Annotated in this window: 17 protein-coding genes; 9 read left to right on the forward strand and 8 right to left on the reverse strand. The window is 64.6% G+C overall.

Features of this window, described 5'->3' with window-relative positions; translation table 11 throughout:
* The first annotated feature begins 8 nt into the window (after positions 1-8).
* Complete coding sequence (locus tag ACWGS9_RS06785; protein WP_454504499.1) at positions 9-1,256, forward strand: RNA polymerase sigma factor; 1,248 nt, start codon at positions 9-11, stop codon at positions 1,254-1,256.
* A 458-nt stretch (positions 1,257-1,714) separates the two neighbouring features.
* Here the strand turns inward: ACWGS9_RS06785 and ACWGS9_RS06790 are convergent, their stop codons facing one another.
* The 6 genes from ACWGS9_RS06790 to hrcA all read right to left on the reverse strand — a co-directional run bounded on the left by ACWGS9_RS06790 (position 1,715) and on the right by hrcA (position 7,624).
* Positions 1,715-2,338 (reverse strand): glutathione S-transferase family protein, encoded by a 624-nt coding sequence (locus tag ACWGS9_RS06790; protein WP_454504500.1) that lies wholly within the window; start codon positions 2,336-2,338, stop codon positions 1,715-1,717.
* Positions 2,339-2,748: 410 nt separating this feature from the next.
* Positions 2,749-3,729, reverse strand: a complete 981-nt coding sequence (gene cysK, locus ACWGS9_RS06795; protein ID WP_454504501.1) for a cysteine synthase A — start codon at positions 3,727-3,729, stop codon at positions 2,749-2,751.
* A 187-nt stretch (positions 3,730-3,916) separates the two neighbouring features.
* On the reverse strand, positions 3,917-4,534 hold the full coding sequence (locus ACWGS9_RS06800) for a LysE family translocator (protein ID WP_454504502.1): 618 nt from the start codon (positions 4,532-4,534) through the stop codon (positions 3,917-3,919).
* A 253-nt stretch (positions 4,535-4,787) separates the two neighbouring features.
* Positions 4,788-6,128, reverse strand: a complete 1,341-nt coding sequence (locus ACWGS9_RS06805; protein ID WP_454504503.1) for a PQQ-dependent sugar dehydrogenase — start codon at positions 6,126-6,128, stop codon at positions 4,788-4,790.
* A gap of 188 nt (positions 6,129-6,316) precedes the next feature.
* Positions 6,317-6,517, reverse strand: coding sequence for a hypothetical protein (locus ACWGS9_RS06810; protein WP_320311925.1), 201 nt, complete (start codon positions 6,515-6,517; stop codon positions 6,317-6,319).
* Between the two features lie 24 nt (positions 6,518-6,541).
* On the reverse strand, positions 6,542-7,624 hold the full coding sequence (gene hrcA, locus ACWGS9_RS06815) for a heat-inducible transcriptional repressor HrcA (protein WP_454504504.1): 1,083 nt from the start codon (positions 7,622-7,624) through the stop codon (positions 6,542-6,544).
* 227 nt (positions 7,625-7,851) lie between these two features.
* On the opposite strand from hrcA, the gene rph reads away from it, so the two are divergent.
* From rph to ACWGS9_RS06845, 6 genes are all read left to right on the forward strand, one after another.
* Positions 7,852-8,568: a ribonuclease PH gene (gene rph, locus ACWGS9_RS06820; RefSeq protein WP_454504505.1), complete on the forward strand. Its 717-nt coding sequence runs from the start codon at positions 7,852-7,854 to the stop codon at positions 8,566-8,568.
* 193 nt (positions 8,569-8,761) lie between these two features.
* Entirely contained in the window at positions 8,762-9,172 is a 411-nt protein-coding gene (locus tag ACWGS9_RS06825) for a VOC family protein (RefSeq protein WP_454504506.1), read from the forward strand.
* The gene (rdgB, locus tag ACWGS9_RS06830; protein WP_454504507.1) at positions 9,172-9,864 is read left to right on the forward strand and encodes an RdgB/HAM1 family non-canonical purine NTP pyrophosphatase; all 693 of its coding nucleotides are present in this window, start codon (positions 9,172-9,174) and stop codon (positions 9,862-9,864) included. The genes ACWGS9_RS06825 and rdgB overlap by 1 nt, the downstream gene beginning before the upstream one ends.
* Entirely contained in the window at positions 9,861-11,033 is a 1,173-nt protein-coding gene (hemW, locus tag ACWGS9_RS06835) for a radical SAM family heme chaperone HemW (RefSeq protein ID WP_454504508.1), read from the forward strand. Before rdgB ends, hemW begins: the two co-directional genes overlap by 4 nt.
* A 5-nt stretch (positions 11,034-11,038) precedes the next feature.
* Positions 11,039-11,392 carry a low molecular weight protein tyrosine phosphatase family protein gene (locus ACWGS9_RS06840; protein WP_454504509.1) on the forward strand — a complete coding sequence of 118 codons (354 nt, stop codon included), beginning with the start codon at positions 11,039-11,041 and terminating at the stop codon, positions 11,390-11,392.
* 202 nt (positions 11,393-11,594) lie between these two features.
* Complete coding sequence (locus ACWGS9_RS06845; RefSeq protein ID WP_454504510.1) at positions 11,595-12,260, forward strand: outer membrane protein; 666 nt, start codon at positions 11,595-11,597, stop codon at positions 12,258-12,260.
* A 120-nt stretch (positions 12,261-12,380) separates the two neighbouring features.
* Here the strand turns inward: ACWGS9_RS06845 and ACWGS9_RS06850 are convergent, their stop codons facing one another.
* Complete coding sequence (locus ACWGS9_RS06850) at positions 12,381-12,512, reverse strand: hypothetical protein (protein ID WP_454504511.1); 132 nt, start codon at positions 12,510-12,512, stop codon at positions 12,381-12,383.
* A gap of 127 nt (positions 12,513-12,639) precedes the next feature.
* Here ACWGS9_RS06850 and rsmI point away from each other — a divergent pair, with 127 nt between their 5' ends.
* Together rsmI and ACWGS9_RS06860 are read left to right on the forward strand one after the other, a co-directional pair.
* Positions 12,640-13,569: a 16S rRNA (cytidine(1402)-2'-O)-methyltransferase gene (rsmI, locus tag ACWGS9_RS06855; protein ID WP_454504512.1), complete on the forward strand. Its 930-nt coding sequence runs from the start codon at positions 12,640-12,642 to the stop codon at positions 13,567-13,569.
* On the forward strand, positions 13,559-13,939 hold the full coding sequence (locus tag ACWGS9_RS06860; RefSeq protein ID WP_454504513.1) for a YraN family protein: 381 nt from the start codon (positions 13,559-13,561) through the stop codon (positions 13,937-13,939). The genes rsmI and ACWGS9_RS06860 overlap by 11 nt, the downstream gene beginning before the upstream one ends.
* Before the next feature lie 239 nt (positions 13,940-14,178).
* Here the strand turns inward: ACWGS9_RS06860 and ACWGS9_RS06865 are convergent, their stop codons facing one another.
* Positions 14,179-14,985, reverse strand: a complete 807-nt coding sequence (locus ACWGS9_RS06865) for an undecaprenyl-diphosphate phosphatase (RefSeq protein WP_454504514.1) — start codon at positions 14,983-14,985, stop codon at positions 14,179-14,181.
* Positions 14,986-15,122: the final 137 nt, after the last annotated feature.

Below are 15,122 nucleotides of genomic sequence, written 5' to 3' on the forward strand. Positions count from 1 at the left end.
AGCCTGTGATGGACGATCGCTCCGAGATCGCGCGGGCGGCGGCCGAGGCGGCCGCCCGGCGCAGCTACGGCAAGCTGGTCGCCTGGCTCGCGGCCCGCACGCGCGACGTCGCCGGCGCCGAGGACGCGTTGGCCGATGCCTTCGCGGCGGCGCTCGAACGCTGGCCGCGAACCGGTGTGCCGGCGCAGCCGGAGGCGTGGCTGCTGGCGGTGGCGCGCCGGCGCGACGTGGACGCGGTGCGGAGGCGGCTGACAGGCGAGGCAGCCCGCGTCCATCTGCAGCTGATTGCCGAAGAAATGGAGCCAAGCATGAGCGGCGAGGATCTGCCCGACGAGAGGTTGCGGCTGATGTTTGCCTGCGCCCATCCAGCGATCGAATCGAGCGTGCGTGCGCCGCTGATCCTGCAGACGATCCTCGGTTTCGACGCCGCGACGATTGCCTCGGCCTTCCTGGTTTCGCCGGCGACGATGGGGCAGCGGCTGGTGCGGGCCAAGGCGCGCATCCGCGAAACCGGCATCCCGTTCCGCGTGCCGGAGCAGGCGGAGCTCGGCGACCGGCTGGGCGCCGTGCTGGAAGCGATCTACGCCACCTTCGCCGAAGGCTGGTCGGATCCGACCGGCACCGATACCAGGCGGCGCAACCTCGCCACCGAAGGCATCTGGCTCGGCCGGCTGGTCGCCTCGCTGATGCCTGACGAGCCGGAGGCGCTCGGACTGCTGGCGCTGATGCTTTTCGCCGAGGCGCGCCGCTCGGCAAGGCGTGGCCCGGAAGGGGATTTCGTGCCTTTAGCCGAGCAGGATATCGCGCTCTGGGACGACAGCCTGATCGACGAGGCGGAAGCCTTGCTCGTGCGCGCCGCGCAAAGGGAAATCATCGGCCGCTACCAGTTGGAGGCCGCCGTGCAGTCCGCCCATACGGCGCGCCGGCGCGGCAGCGGTACCGACTGGATGGCGATCCGCCAGCTTTACGACGCGCTGCTCTCCATAGCCGGCTCACCGGTGGTGGCGATCAACCGCGCGGTGGCGATCGCCGAAACCGAGGGCGCCATGGCGGGATTGGCGGCGCTTTACGTGCTGGGCGACGACAAGCGGCTGCAGGACTACCAGCCCTATTGGGCCGCCCGCGCCGGGCTGTTGGCCAGGCTCGGCAACAGGAAGCAGGCCGCCGAGTCCTACGACCAAGCGATCGGCCTCGAGCGCGACCCCGCGCTGCGGCGTTTCCTCCAGGGCGAAAAGGCGAAGCTCGTCAGGAGTTAGCGCAATGACCTTCTCTAGGGCCCCGACACAGGGATTTTGGAAGGTTGCCGTTTATCGGCGGGCACGGTTTCATCGTTCATTTCCGTGAATCAGCGCACGCTGGGGAGATTGGCTGAAGCCTCCCCAACCTCGTCATCCCTGGGCGAAGCAGCCGCAAAGCGGCGTCGCGGAGACCCTGGGATCCATGCCGTGACCTTGATCGTAGAACGCAGCGGAGCAGAATTCTGCACCATTGCGGCGCGTCGAAGTCACGGCATGGATCCTCGGGTCTGCGCGCGTCGCTTCGCTCCTTGCTCCGCCCGTGGATGACGAGGTTGGGAGGGCTTCAGCCAATCTTCAAGGCATGCGGCCTGCCAGCGCAAACACAGCCGACCGGGATAAAATCCCTATGCTGAGGACTTAGCTCAACCCAGACGGACGGCTCCGGCGAAATCGCCGAGCCCATTCGCCGCGCACTTTCAAGGCCACATCTCGTGGGATGCATTCAGTTTGCGCATGAGCTCATTCTGACGCAGCCTGCTCCACAGACGTTCGATGTTTGGCCAGGCGCTGCGTGCTTTGTCGACATCAGGATGCCAGGCCACCAGCATGATAAGGTAGATGTCGGCCAGCGAAAGCGTCTCGCCGGCCAGCCAATCACGGCCGGCCAACGCCTGGTCGAGAATGGCAAAGCCGCGATCCATCTCGGCGACCGCCGCCTTCTTCACCGGCTGCAGGCCTTCGCCGTCGGCGGTGTAGCGGTGCGCGTAATAGAGCCGCAGGATCGCCGGATAGAGCACGGACGACATGAAGGCCATCCAGCGCAGGAAGTCGGCGCGGCCGGGCGAGCCCGCTTCCGGCGCGAGACGCGCTTCAGGGTGACGCTCGGCAAGCAGGATGCAGATTGCCGCCGATTCCGTCAGCGATTGGCCGTTCGGCAGCGTCAGCGCCGGCACCTGGTTCAGCGGGCTGATGGCGAGGAAGGCCGGATCGGGCGTTTCCTTCTTCGGCACGTCGATCTGTTCGAAGGGCACGCCCGCCATGGCAAGCGCCGCCTCGACGACGAAGCCGCCGCTGCCCGGGCGCGTATAGAGCTTGTACATGCAAAATCCTCCCGCCGGCCGATCGAGGCCGGCAAGAAAGGTTGGATCGAAGCCGCATCTCGCTCAAGCGAAACGACGGGCGCCAGAGGTGTTTTTTCAGCGGTCCAGCCAGGATCAATCCCGGCCGCTTGTTCGCAAGCCCTTGAGATTGGTTGTGGCGTACCCGACTTCGTCATCCACGGGCGGAGCAAGGAGCGAAGCGACGCGCGCAGGCCCGAGGATGCATGCCGTGACGTCTCCACGTCACAACGATGCAGAACACGGGTTCCGAGGGAGCGATAGCACCCGTTACTCGACAGGGTCAGCCGGCCTGACAACAACATCCTCGACCGCGGCTTTCCTCGGCCACCGTCACGGCATGGATCCCAGGGTCTGCGCTTCGCTCCGCCCTGGGATGACGAAGGGAATGCCTAAGCGCCCAGCCCGTCGAACAGGATGGTCGAGAGATAGCGCTCGGCGAAGGAGGGGATGATGACGACGAGGTTCTTGCCCTTGTTCTCGGGCCGCGAGCCGACGACGATCGCGGCCTGCAGCGCTGCGCCCGACGAGATGCCGACCGGCACGCCTTCGAGGCGGGCGACGAGACGGGCATTGGCGACCGAATCCTCGTTCGAAACCCTGACCACCTCGTCATAGACCGATGTATCGAGGATTTTCGGCGCGAAGCCCGCGCCGATGCCCTGGATCTTGTGTGGGCCGGGCTGGCCGCCCGACAGCACCGGCGAGGCCTCCGGCTCGACCGCCACGACCTGCAGCGAAGGCTTGCGCTTCTTCAGCACCTGGCCGACGCCGGTGATGGTGCCGCCGGTGCCGATGGCGGAAACGAAGATGTCGACCTCGCCATTGGTGTCGTTCCAGATTTCCTCGGCCGTGGTGCGGCGATGTATCTCGGGATTGGCCGGATTCTCGAATTGCTGCGGAATGATGGCGTTGGGAAGCGTGGCGGCGAGCTCGTCGGCCTTGGCGATGGCGCCCTTCATGCCTTTCGGCCCCTCGGTCAGCACCAGCTCGGCGCCGAGCAGCGCCAGCATCTTGCGGCGCTCGACCGACATGGTCTCCGGCATGGTGAGGATCAGCTTGTAGCCCTTGGCGGCGGCGGCGAAAGCGAGCGCGATGCCGGTATTGCCCGAGGTCGGCTCGATCAAAGTGGTCTTGCCGGGCGCAATCTTGCCGGCCTCCTCCAGCGCCTCGATCATGGCGACGCCGATGCGGTCCTTGACAGAAGAGATCGGGTTGAAGAATTCGAGCTTGGCCAGAATATTGGCGACGATGCCCTTCTCCCTGGCGAACTTGTCCAGCCTGACCAGCGGCGTGTCGCCAATCGTCTCGGTGATCGAGTTGAAGATGCGGCCGCGGCCGGGGACGCGCGCGGAGGTGACGGGCTTGTTCATTGGTTCGCTCCCAAGGCAATGGCACAGGCAAACAGAATAGGGCTTTCAGCCGCGCAAGATAGGCTGAGGCTCGAAAATATCCGAGTGGGGCGGTTGCTCAAAACCGCCCGAGACCGGAAACGCATTTTCCGCAGCGGCGAGTTTCAGGAATGGTTTGGCTCAAATCAGCAGCTGCTGAGATCGGCGCTTACTGCCGGGCCGCAATAGCGGCCGCCGCGCCCATCATGAAGCCGGCGGCGGTGCGGTTCAACACCTTCAGCGCGCGCGGCGATTTCAGGAACCAGCGCGCCTTGGCGGCTAAAGCCAGATAAGGCACCAGCACCACGAACAGCACCACCACGGTAAGCATCGCCAGGATGGCGTAGTCGGCAAACGTGATCGTCTTCAGGTCGACGATGGTCGGCGTGATGGCGAGATAGAAGATCATCGTCTTCGGATTGCCCAGCGTGACGGTCAGCCCGGCGATGAAGCTCGATATGAGTCCGCCCTTGGCCGTCCGCGCCTCGACGGTCTCGGGCGTGATGCCGCCGGTCCAGAAGCGCCAGGCAAGAAAGGCGAGATAGGCGACACCGGCCCATTTGACGGCAAGAAAGACCATGCCGAAGGTCTGGGCGACGAAGGCGAGCCCGAGCACCACGGCGGTGAGATAAATGAGGTCGCCGAGCATCAGGCCGAACGACATGGCGAGCGAGGAGCGGAAGCCGGAGCCGAGCGCGCGGGCGACAAGCGCCGTGACGCCAGGGCCCGGAATGGCGGCGGCGACGCCAAGCGCGGCACTGTAGGTGAGAAATCCGGTGAGTGTCATGGTTCAAGGTCCGAAATCAGGACGCGCTTATCGCACGAATCCGAACGGGAATGAATTCGCTAAAGCCGGATTCGGTTGCGCCAGCCCCCTCATCCGGCCGCTTCGCGGCCACCTTCCCCCGGAGGGGAGAAGAGGTTGGCGCCAGCGCTCTCCTCTCCCCTGGGGGAGAGGTCGGATTGCCCCGAATTGCCCTTCGCAATTCGGGGCAATCCGGGTGAGGGGGACCGCGCAGGATCGAACGCCCGCGCTCGGGCTACCCGCCATACGCAATACGCCAGATGGTGCCGTTGCCGTCCTCGGTGAGGATCAGCGCGCCATCCCTGGCCACCGCGATGCCGACCGGCCGGCCCCAGACCGCGTCGTCGGAAATGACGAAGCCGGTGGCGAAGTCCTCGTATTCGGCGGTCGGCTTGCCGTCCTTGAACTTCAGCCGCACGAGCTTATAGCCGCTGCGGACATCGCGGTTCCATGAGCCGTGCAGAGTGACAAAGGCGTCGCCCCGATACTCGGCAGGGAAATTGCCGCCGTCGTAGAAGGCAATGTTGAGCGGCGCCGAATGCGCCTGCATCAGCACGTCGGGCATGGTGACCTTGCCGGCGAGGTCCGGGCGCGCGCCCTTGTGGCGCGGGTCCTCATTGTCGCCGATATAGTACCAGGGCCAGCCATAGAAGGCGCCGTCCTTCACGGCAGTGGCGTATTCGAAGGGGACGTTGTCGCCAAGCTCGTCGCGTTCGTTGACGACGCACCAGAGCGCGCCTGTCGCGGGCTGCACGGTCATGCCGGAGCAGTTGCGCAGGCCGGTGGCGACAGTCCTGCGGTTCTTGCCGTCGGGATCGAAGGCCAGCACAGCGGCGCGGCCCTGTTCCGAACCCCAGGCCGCGCCCAGAGGCTGCGATTTGGCCCAGTCTTCGAGACCGCCCTTCGGCGTGGCGCCCATGTCCTCGGCGATGTTGGAGCCGGAGCCGACCGACAGATAGAGCGTCTTGCCGTCGGGCGAGAAGGCGATGTCGCGGGTCCAGTGATGGTTGGCCGGGATCCTGGCGACGATGCTCTCCGGTTTGCCGGACGCTTGCAGGTCACCGTCGCGATAGGGGAAACGGACGACGCTGTTGCTGTTGGCGACATAGACCCATTGCGGCTTGTCGCCCGGCGGATAGAAGGCGATGCCGTAGGGCCGGGTCAGGCCCTTGGCGAAGATCGACGTCTCGACGGGCTTGGCGCTGTACTCGGCCAGGCGGTAGACGCGGACCTGGTTGGCCCGGCTGTCGGCCACGAAGAGGTCGCCATTCGGCGCCACGCGCACGACGCGGGGATTGTCGATTCCGGAAGCGACGAGCTCGGCGGAGAAGCCCGGCGGAAGCTTTGGCTTCGCATCCTCGGGGCGATCGGTGACACCGCCGCCGTTCGAAGCGGACTCCGTCACATAGGGTTTCTGCAAGTCTTCAGGCTTCAGCAGCCGGCGCACGCCCGGGCCGTCGGCCTTCCAGTCGCCGAAGGCCTTTTCGCCGCTGAGCAAGGGGCGATCGGCCTGCTGCGCAAAGGCGCCGCTGGCGAGAACCAGTGCAAGGCCCGCAAGGCCGGCGATCCGCATCATGGCTGTCCTTCGTCGTCTGCTTCTAATCGACGTCGTCATCCCAGGGCGAGGCTAAAAGCGTCCCGGCCGATCTCCAAGGCATGCAATCTGCCCACGCAGCACCATCCGATCCAGCAAATTTCCCTGCTGGGAAACTAGGATCGACGGGTGCTCCGAAAAGAGGGGGCCGATTTCATAGCGGTTCCGGATCAGTCAGCCTCCTCGGCATCCAGATCGTCATCGAGGCGCTTTTCCAATTCGACGAGGTCAGCCGGCAGGGGCAGGCCCATGGCGCGCAGTTCCCTCAGCTTCTCGCGCAGCTGTTCCTGGATCTCGTGCTCGTCCTGCGGCTGATTGATCATTTCCTGGAGCAGGAGGTCGATCTGGGCCTTGATTGCTTCCAGCGCCATTTTTCTTGCCTCCCTTTTGATGTGCTAGCGGAGCATGCGCGAAATCAGCTGCGCGGTATAGTCGACCATCGGCACGATGCGGGCGTAGTTGAGCCTTGTCGGACCGATGACGCCGAGGGCGCCGATGACGCGGGCATCCTTGTCGCGATAGGGCGCGACGACCAGCGACGAGCCGGACAGCGAAAACAGCTTGTTCTCCGAGCCGATGAAGATGCGCACGCCCGGCCCTTCCTCGGCGAGGTCGAGCAGCTGCAGCAGCCCGTCCTGCGTTTCCAGATCCTCGAACAGATGGCGCAGCAATTCGATGTCTGCCTGGGCGGTGACATTTTCCAGAAGGTTGGCGCGGCCGCGCACGATGAGGCGCGCCGGCAGGCCGCTTTCGGCACCGGCCCAGACCGCAAGGCCTTTCTCGACCAGATCCTGCGACAGCGTATCGAGCGCCGCCCTGGTCTCGTCCTTGATGCGGGCGATTTCCGCCCGCGCCTCGGCGAGCGTGCGGCCGCGGATATGCGCGTTGAGGAAGTTCGAGGCCTCATGCAGTTGCGACACGGTGGTGCCGACGGGCAGGTCGACGACGCGGTTCTCGACATCGCCGTTCTGCGACACCAGCACGGCAAGCGCCTTGGTCGGTTCGAGCTGGATGAACTCGATATGCTTCAGCGCCACTTCGTTCTTGGAGGCAAGCACGAGACCGGCGCCGCGCGACATGCCGGACAGCATCTGGCTGGCCTCGGTCAGCATATGCTCCAGCGTCGCGCCCGAGCCGGAGGCGCGCACCTGCGCCTCGATGATGCGGCGCTCGTCGTCGGAAAGGTCGCCGAGCTCCATGAAGGCATCGACGAAGAAGCGCAGACCTGTCTGGGTCGGCAGGCGGCCGGCGGAAATGTGCGGCGCGTAGATCAGGCCCAGATGCTCGAGGTCGCTCATCACGTTGCGGATGGTGGCCGGAGACAGCGACGAAGGCAGGATGCGCGACAGGCTGCGCGAGCCGACCGGCTCGCCGTCACGCAGATAAGAATCGACAATCCGCCGGAAAATGTCGCGCGAGCGCATGTCGAGTGACTGAAGCACCGGCGACTGCGACGTCGGATCGACTGGCTTGTTCATTCCGGCGAGAAACCTCCTGCCCAAAAGATATAGACTTAAGCCACTCCGGCGCAACCCGGTGCCGCGTTTGCGGTCACGGTACCGCGCTTGCGGTCACCCGCCCGTTTCTTCACGACCGCGTTTTCCTTTGCGACCCCTTTTCCTTTGCGACCCCTTTTCCTTTGCGACTTGCCTCGCTTGCGTCTACAAGCCGGCCACGATTCCGAAACGAGAAGAAAGCAGGCCGAATGCGCCCCTCCAAACGCCAAGCCGACGAAATGCGCGCCATCTCCTTCGAGCGCGGCGTCTCCAAGCACGCCGAAGGCTCGTGCCTGGTGAAGTTCGGCGACACGCATGTCCTGTGCACGGCGAGCCTGGAGGAAAAAGTGCCGGCCTGGATGCGCAATTCCGGCAAGGGCTGGGTGACGGCCGAGTATGGCATGCTGCCGCGTTCGACCGGCGAGCGCATGCGGCGCGAGGCCTCCGCCGGCAAGCAGGGCGGCCGCACGCTGGAGATCCAGCGGCTGATCGGCAGAAGCTTGCGCGCCGTGATCGACCTGCAGGCGCTCGGCGAACAGCAGATCACCGTCGACTGCGACGTCATCCAGGCGGATGGCGGCACCCGCACCGCCTCGATCACCGGCGGCTGGGTGGCGCTTTACGACTGCCTGCGCTGGATGGAGGCGCGCCAGATGGTGAGCGTCGCCAAGGTGCTGAAGGACCATGTCGCGGCGATTTCCTGCGGCATCCATGACGGCCAGCCGGTCATCGATCTCGATTACCTCGAGGATTCCTCGGCCGGCACCGACGCCAATTTCGTCATGACCGGCAAGGGCGGCATCGTCGAGATCCAGGGCACGGCCGAAGGCGAGCCTTTTTCCGAGGAACAGTTCGCCTCGCTGATGGGACTGGCGAAGAAGGGGATTCAGCGGCTGGTGAGCCTGCAGCAGATGGCGGTGGCCTGACGTTGAATGCGATGAGGTCGGCGATCCTTCACACCCCCCTCTGGCCTGCCGGCCATCTCCCCCGCAAGGGGGGAGATTGGGTATCGTCTCGGCCTTCGCCAATCTCCAACGCTGAAAGGGATGCGGCGGCATCGACGCTGCCGATCTCCCCCCTTGCGGGGGAGATGCCCGGCAGGGCAGAGGGGGGTGCCTCGTGATACCCTCAGCCATCCTGGAATCGGCCCTCTACGTCACTGACTTGCAGGCGTCGGAGGCCTTCTACCGCGACATCATCGGCCTCGAGGCGTTGGGCAAGGTCGAAGGACGCCACGTCTTCTTTCGCTGCGGCGACGGCGTACTGCTTCTCTTCAACGCCGAGGCGACGAAAGTCCCGCCGGCGCCTGACGTCAGGCTGAAGGTGCCGCCGCATGGCACGGCCGGCGAGGGTCATCTCTGCTTTGCCGCCAGCGCCGACGAGATCGCCGCATGGCGAGAGCATTTGGCGGCGAACAACATCGCCATCGAAAGCGATTTCGAATGGCCGCAAGGTGGGCATTCGATCTATATCCGCGACCCTTCGGGCAATTCGATCGAGTTCGCCGAGCCAAGGATCTGGGGTTTTTGATGCATTCTCTGAACGGACGGAAGATCGTCGTCGCCAGCCACAATGCGGGCAAGCTGCGCGAATTCGCCGACCTGATGGCGCCATTCGGCTTCGAGGCGAAGTCGGCCAAGGACTATGGCCTGCCCGAACCGGACGAGACCGGCACCACCTTTGAAGGGAACGCCTACATCAAGGCATATGCGGCGGCCAAGGCCACCGGCCTGCCGGCGCTGTCGGACGATTCCGGGCTTTGCGTCGACGCACTCGACGGCGCGCCGGGGGTCTACACGGCCAACTGGGCCGAGAAGCCCGACGGCAGCAGGGATTTCGGCATGGCCATGCAGAAGACGGAAACGGCGCTGCAGGAAGCCGGCGCGACCGACCCCTCGGAGCGCAGCGGCCGCTTCGTCGCCGTCATCTGCCTGGCTTTTCCGGACGGCGAGGCGGAGTATTACCGGGGCGAAGCGGAAGGCACGCTGGTGTGGCCGCCGCGCGGCACGCTTGGCTTCGGCTACGATCCGGTGTTTTTGCCCAATGGCTTCGACAAGACCTTTGGCGAGATGAGCGCGGAAGAAAAACATGGCTGGAAGCCCGGCCAGGCGACGGCGCTTTCGCACCGCGCCCGCGCCTTCCAGAAATTCGCGCAAGCACGCCTGGACTTGGCACGCCTAGATTTGGCCCGGTTGGATTTAGCGCGATCGGGATCCGCATGAGCTCGGTGACCATACCGCTCGACCGCAGCCCCGGCTTCGGCGTCTATATCCACTGGCCGTTCTGCGCGGCCAAGTGCCCTTACTGCGACTTCAACAGCCATGTCCGCCACCAGCCGGTCGACCAGGAGCGTTTTGCCCGCGCCTTTGAAACCGAATTGGCAACCATGCGCGCCCGCACCGGGCCGCGCGAGGTGACCAGCATCTTCCTCGGCGGCGGCACGCCATCGCTGATGAAGCCGGAAACGGTAGGCGCGGTGCTGGAGGCGGTGGCGAAGAACTGGACGGTGCCGGCCGGCATCGAGGTGACGCTGGAGGCCAACCCGTCCTCGGTCGAGGCCGGGCGTTTCCGCGGCTACCGCGCCGCCGGCGTCAACCGCGTCTCGCTCGGCGTGCAGGCGCTGAACGACAAGGATCTGCGCTTCCTCGGCCGGCTGCACAATGTCGAGGAGGCGCTTCATGCCATCGACTTGGCGCGCGAGATTTTTCCGCGGCTCTCCTTCGACCTGATCTATGCGCGGCCCGGCCAGACGCCGGAGGAGTGGCGGGCGGAGCTGGAGCAGGCGATCGGCTATGCCGCCGACCATCTGTCGCTCTACCAGCTCACCATCGAGGAGGGCACGCCCTTCCATGCGCTCTACGCGGCGCGGAAATTCACCCTTCCCGACAATGATCACGCCGCCGACCTCTACGCGCTGACGCAAGAGGTGACCGCGGCGCATGGGCTGCCAGCCTATGAAATTTCCAACCACGCGCGGCCGGGCGCGGAGAGCCGGCATAATCTCACCTATTGGCGCTATGGCGAATATGTCGGTGTCGGGCCGGGCGCGCATGGCCGCTTCGTCGAGAACGGACGCCGCACGGTGACGATAGCGGAAAGGATGCCGGAGACCTGGGCCAATCTGGTCGAGGCCAAGGGCCATGGCATCGCCGGCGGCGAGGTGCTGACGCGCTCGGAAGAGGCCGACGAGTTCCTGCTGATGGGGCTGAGGCTCGCCGAAGGCATCGACCTTCAGCGCTACGAGGCGCTTTCCGGACGCGGCCTGTCGACCGCGCGGCTTTCCGTGCTGCAGGAAGAAGGGCTGGTGGCGCCGGTCGGCAATGCCCGCCTGCGCGCCACGACCGCCGGCATGATCGTGCTCGACGCCGTGGTGGCGGATCTGGCAAGGTAACCTCTTTGAAGAACGTCCTGTTCGTCTGCAGCCAGAACCGCCTGCGCAGCCCGACCGCCGAGCAGGTGTTTTCCAAGCGGCGCGACATCGAGGTCGAATCGGCTGGCACCAATCACGACGCCGACAACCCGCTGACGCATGAATTGGTCGCCTGGGCCGACATCATCTTCGTCATGGAAAAGGCGCACCGCGCCAAGCTGCAGAAGATGTTCCGGTCGAGCCTGAAGGGCGCCAGGGTGATCTGCCTCGATATCCCGGACGATTACGAGTTCATGGATCCGGAGCTGGTGCGGTTGCTGGAAGTGAGGGTCTCAAGATATCTGAATGCCTCGCCCGGGAGATCATCCACACAGTCCTGACCTTCTCCCATCGCATCGGGCATGGTTGTCGATAGCGAAAGAAAGTGGAGTTGTCGGTTCATCATTTGCTTATGGAACGCCGATGTAGAGTTAGCTCTTTCCTCCACTCCTGTGACCGAAAAGTAACATCTTTGCAGTCACATCGGCGGTATTCTCAGGACTGCCGATTTCTGATCAGAGCGCCTGTCGTTAGAGAACATCCATGCGAGCTTCCAATTTTGCCGTCCTGGCATCGCTTATTTTCGCAACTCCGGCATTCGCCGCCGATCTTGCTGCCCGAACGACCGAGCCTGCAACACCCTATAGCTGGACCGGCTTTTACGTTGGTGCCAATGTTGGGGGAGCGTGGAATGACAGCAAATGGACTGATCTTGGCGGCCCGGAGTTCAACACGAACGGCAGCGGTGTCGTTTATGGGGGCCAGATCGGATACAATTACCAAATCCAACAATTCGTGCTGGGCGCAGAAGCCGATTTCGACGGATCATCTGTCAAAGGTGATAATCAGTGCTCGTCCGTAGTCGGAACTGTTTGCAGAACGAAGCAGGACTGGCTTGCCTCAGTTCGCGGGCGCGCCGGTTATGCTTTTGATCGACTGCTGATATATGGGACAGGCGGCGTCGCCTTCACGAAATACAAGTTTAATCAAACCGCCCCACTTGGTCAGTCATGGAATGGCGGCTCACGTACTGGCTGGACGGCTGGCCTTGGTGCTGAGTACGCCTTTTCTGACCACATCACGGCAGGCGTGGAATGGAAGTATTACGATTTCGGGAAGAAGAGGGGCGACGGCGGCCTTGGTCCAACGTCGATCAGGTTCAACGAGACCGAAAACAGCGTTGTCGCCAAGGTGAACTATAAGTTCTGAGCGGCTGCGCGAAATCCTACGGTTTGAAACCACTCCTGTGGGCACATCACTGGTATTTCAACGGCGATCGACGTCACGCAATTCTGCGCGTCCGCGCGGTGACCGCGGCGCCGCTACGCTTTAAGCGTCGTGCTTCTGGTCGGCCTTGTCGCGGCGGGCGCCTTGCTGAGTGGCGATCGGATGTGGGGGGATGCCCTCTCGGGCGGTTTTGCTTTCAAGTCGGCTGATAAAAATGTCGAAGCGATTGGGCATCGTCAGGTCCTGCCTCCTCCCGGGGAATCAGGGTTGAAATACGACTGAGCGGGTTTCGTTCCTCACTGTGGCAAAGGCATGGCGATTTTCTTACGTCGACCTCACGTTTTGCAACGGGGCGTCAGCCATGCCAAACAAGGCCGGTTATGAGGGGCAACCGGTGACCGGCGACAAACGCAGCTACCTGATCGGACAGACCGAGATCGCGGCACGGCCGCTTGCGCCGGCGCTCTATCTGGTGGCGACGCCGATCGGCAATTTGGCCGATATCACGCTACGCGCGCTGGAGACGCTTGCCAGCGCCGACATCGTCGCCTGCGAGGACACGCGCGTGTCGCGCGTGCTGCTCGAACGCTACGGCATCCGCCGCCGCACCACGGCCTATCACGAGCACAATGCGGCCGAAGCCGGACCGAAGCTGATCGCCGCACTCGCGGCCGGGCAAAGCGTGGCGCTGATTTCGGATGCCGGCACGCCACTGATCTCCGATCCGGGCTACCGGCTGGTCGGCGACGCACTGGAGCGCGGCATCCGCGTCGTGCCGATCCCGGGACCTTCGGCAGCACTTGCCGCGCTGACCGCGTCGGGGCTGCCTTCCGACGCCTTCCTGTTCGCCGGTTTCCTGCCGGTGAAAGCAGGGCAAAGGCTGACGAAGCTTGAGAGCTTCAGGCAGGTGCCGGCGACGCTGATCTTCTTCGAATCGCCGCGCCGGCTGGCCGAGACGCTGGGCGCCATGGCCGAGGCGCTGGGCGGCACGCGCCAGGCCGCGATCGGCCGCGAGCTGACCAAGACATTCGAGGAGATGCGGACCGGCACGCTTGCCGAGCTCGCCGACCACTATGCGGCCGCCGACACGCCGAAAGGCGAGATCGTCATCTGCGTCGGCCCGCCGGAAGCGTCGGAGGACCAGCCGGCCGACATCGACCGGCTGCTGTTGTCGCTAGCTGCCGAAATGCCGGCGTCCAAGGCAGCTGCCGAAGCGGCGAAAATGACCGGCGGGCAGAAGCAGGCGCTTTATCGAAGGTTGTTGGAGCTCAGGGAAGGCGATGGTGGCTGAGCGTTCGGCCGGCCGTCGGCGAAAAGCCTATCGGCGCGGCCATCGCGGCGAATGGCTGGCGGCGCTGGCGCTGATGCTGAAGGGCTACCGCATCCTCGCCCGCCGCCATCGCACAAAGCTCGGCGAGATCGACCTGATCGCCAGGCGCGGCGATCTCGTGCTGTTCGTCGAGGTCAAGGCGCGCCGCACGCTGATCGAGGCGATGGAAGCGATCGGCCATGAGTCGGAGCGCCGTATCGAGGGCGCCGCGGACATATGGTTGTCGCGCCAGCCCGACTACGGGAAGCTTTCGATGCGTTTCGACATGGTGGCCGTCCTGCCCTGGCGCTGGCCGGTGCATGTCGAGAATGCGTTTTATGGGCGGAATTGAAGGGCCTCCCTCAGTCGACCCTTACGAATGTCGGCGGGACAGCACCCCCCTCTGTCCTGCCGGACATCTCCCCCGCAAGGGGGGAGATTGGCAGCTTAGGCGCCGCGCCCTTTCGTCGACGTCGACAATTGGCGAAAGCCGTGGTGACGTCTGATCTCCCCCCTTTTGCGGGGGAGATGGCCGGCAGGCCAGAGGGGGGTTGGCGGGAACTCGACCAATGGTGCGGGCAAAGCCCGCCCTTACCCCCAAATGAATAGCGCCACCAGCCCCGCGATCCCCACCACGAGCCGCCACCAGCCGAACAGCGAATAGCCGTTGCGCGAGACATAATCGAGCAGGAAGCGCACCACGATCAAGGCGGTGACGAAGGCGGCGATGAAGCCGATGGCGATGATCGGCAGGTCGGCCGAGGTCAGCACGTTGCGGTTCTTGTAGAGGTCGAAGGCGAAGGCGCCGACCATGGTGGGCATGGCGAGGAAGAAGGAGAATTCGGCCGCAGCGCGCTTGTCGACGCCCATCAGCAGCGCGCCGACGATGGTCGAGCCGGAGCGCGAGGTGCCGGGGATCAGCGACAGGCACTGGAACAGGCCGATCTTCAGGCAAAGGCTGGTCGGGAAGCGCTCGACGTCGTGGAAGCGCGGCTTGAAGTTGATGCGGTCGACGATAAGCAGCACCACGCCGCCGATGATCAGCATGATGCAGATCAGCCGCGGCGATTCGAACAGGATGGTCTTGATGAAATCATGCGCCAAGGCGCCGATGACCGCGGCCGGCAGGAAGGCGATGAGGATGCCGATGACGAAATGGCGGGTCTGCGGATCGCTGGGCAGCTTGATCAGCATCTGCCAGAGACGGCTGAAATAGACGCTGAGGATCGCCAGGATCGCGCCGAGCTGGATCAGGATCTCGAAGGCCTTGCCGGTGGAATGGAAGCCGAGGAAATGGCCCGCAAGCAGGATGTGGCCGGTCGAGGACACCGGGATGAATTCGGTCAGGCCCTCCAAAAGCCCGAGCAGCAGCGCTTCGACGATGGTCTGGCTTTCCATGGCAACCTCAGGATTTCGGGGACAGCTGGAGACAACGGCTTGCTTGTCACGGCGCGGAAGTCCCCCTATAGGTCGCAGCACCGTGACGGCCGCATGACGGGCCGCCAGGACTTACCGGCGCGGGTAATGATTCGCCA

It is taken from the genome of Mesorhizobium sp. Arg314, from assembly GCF_053714275.1.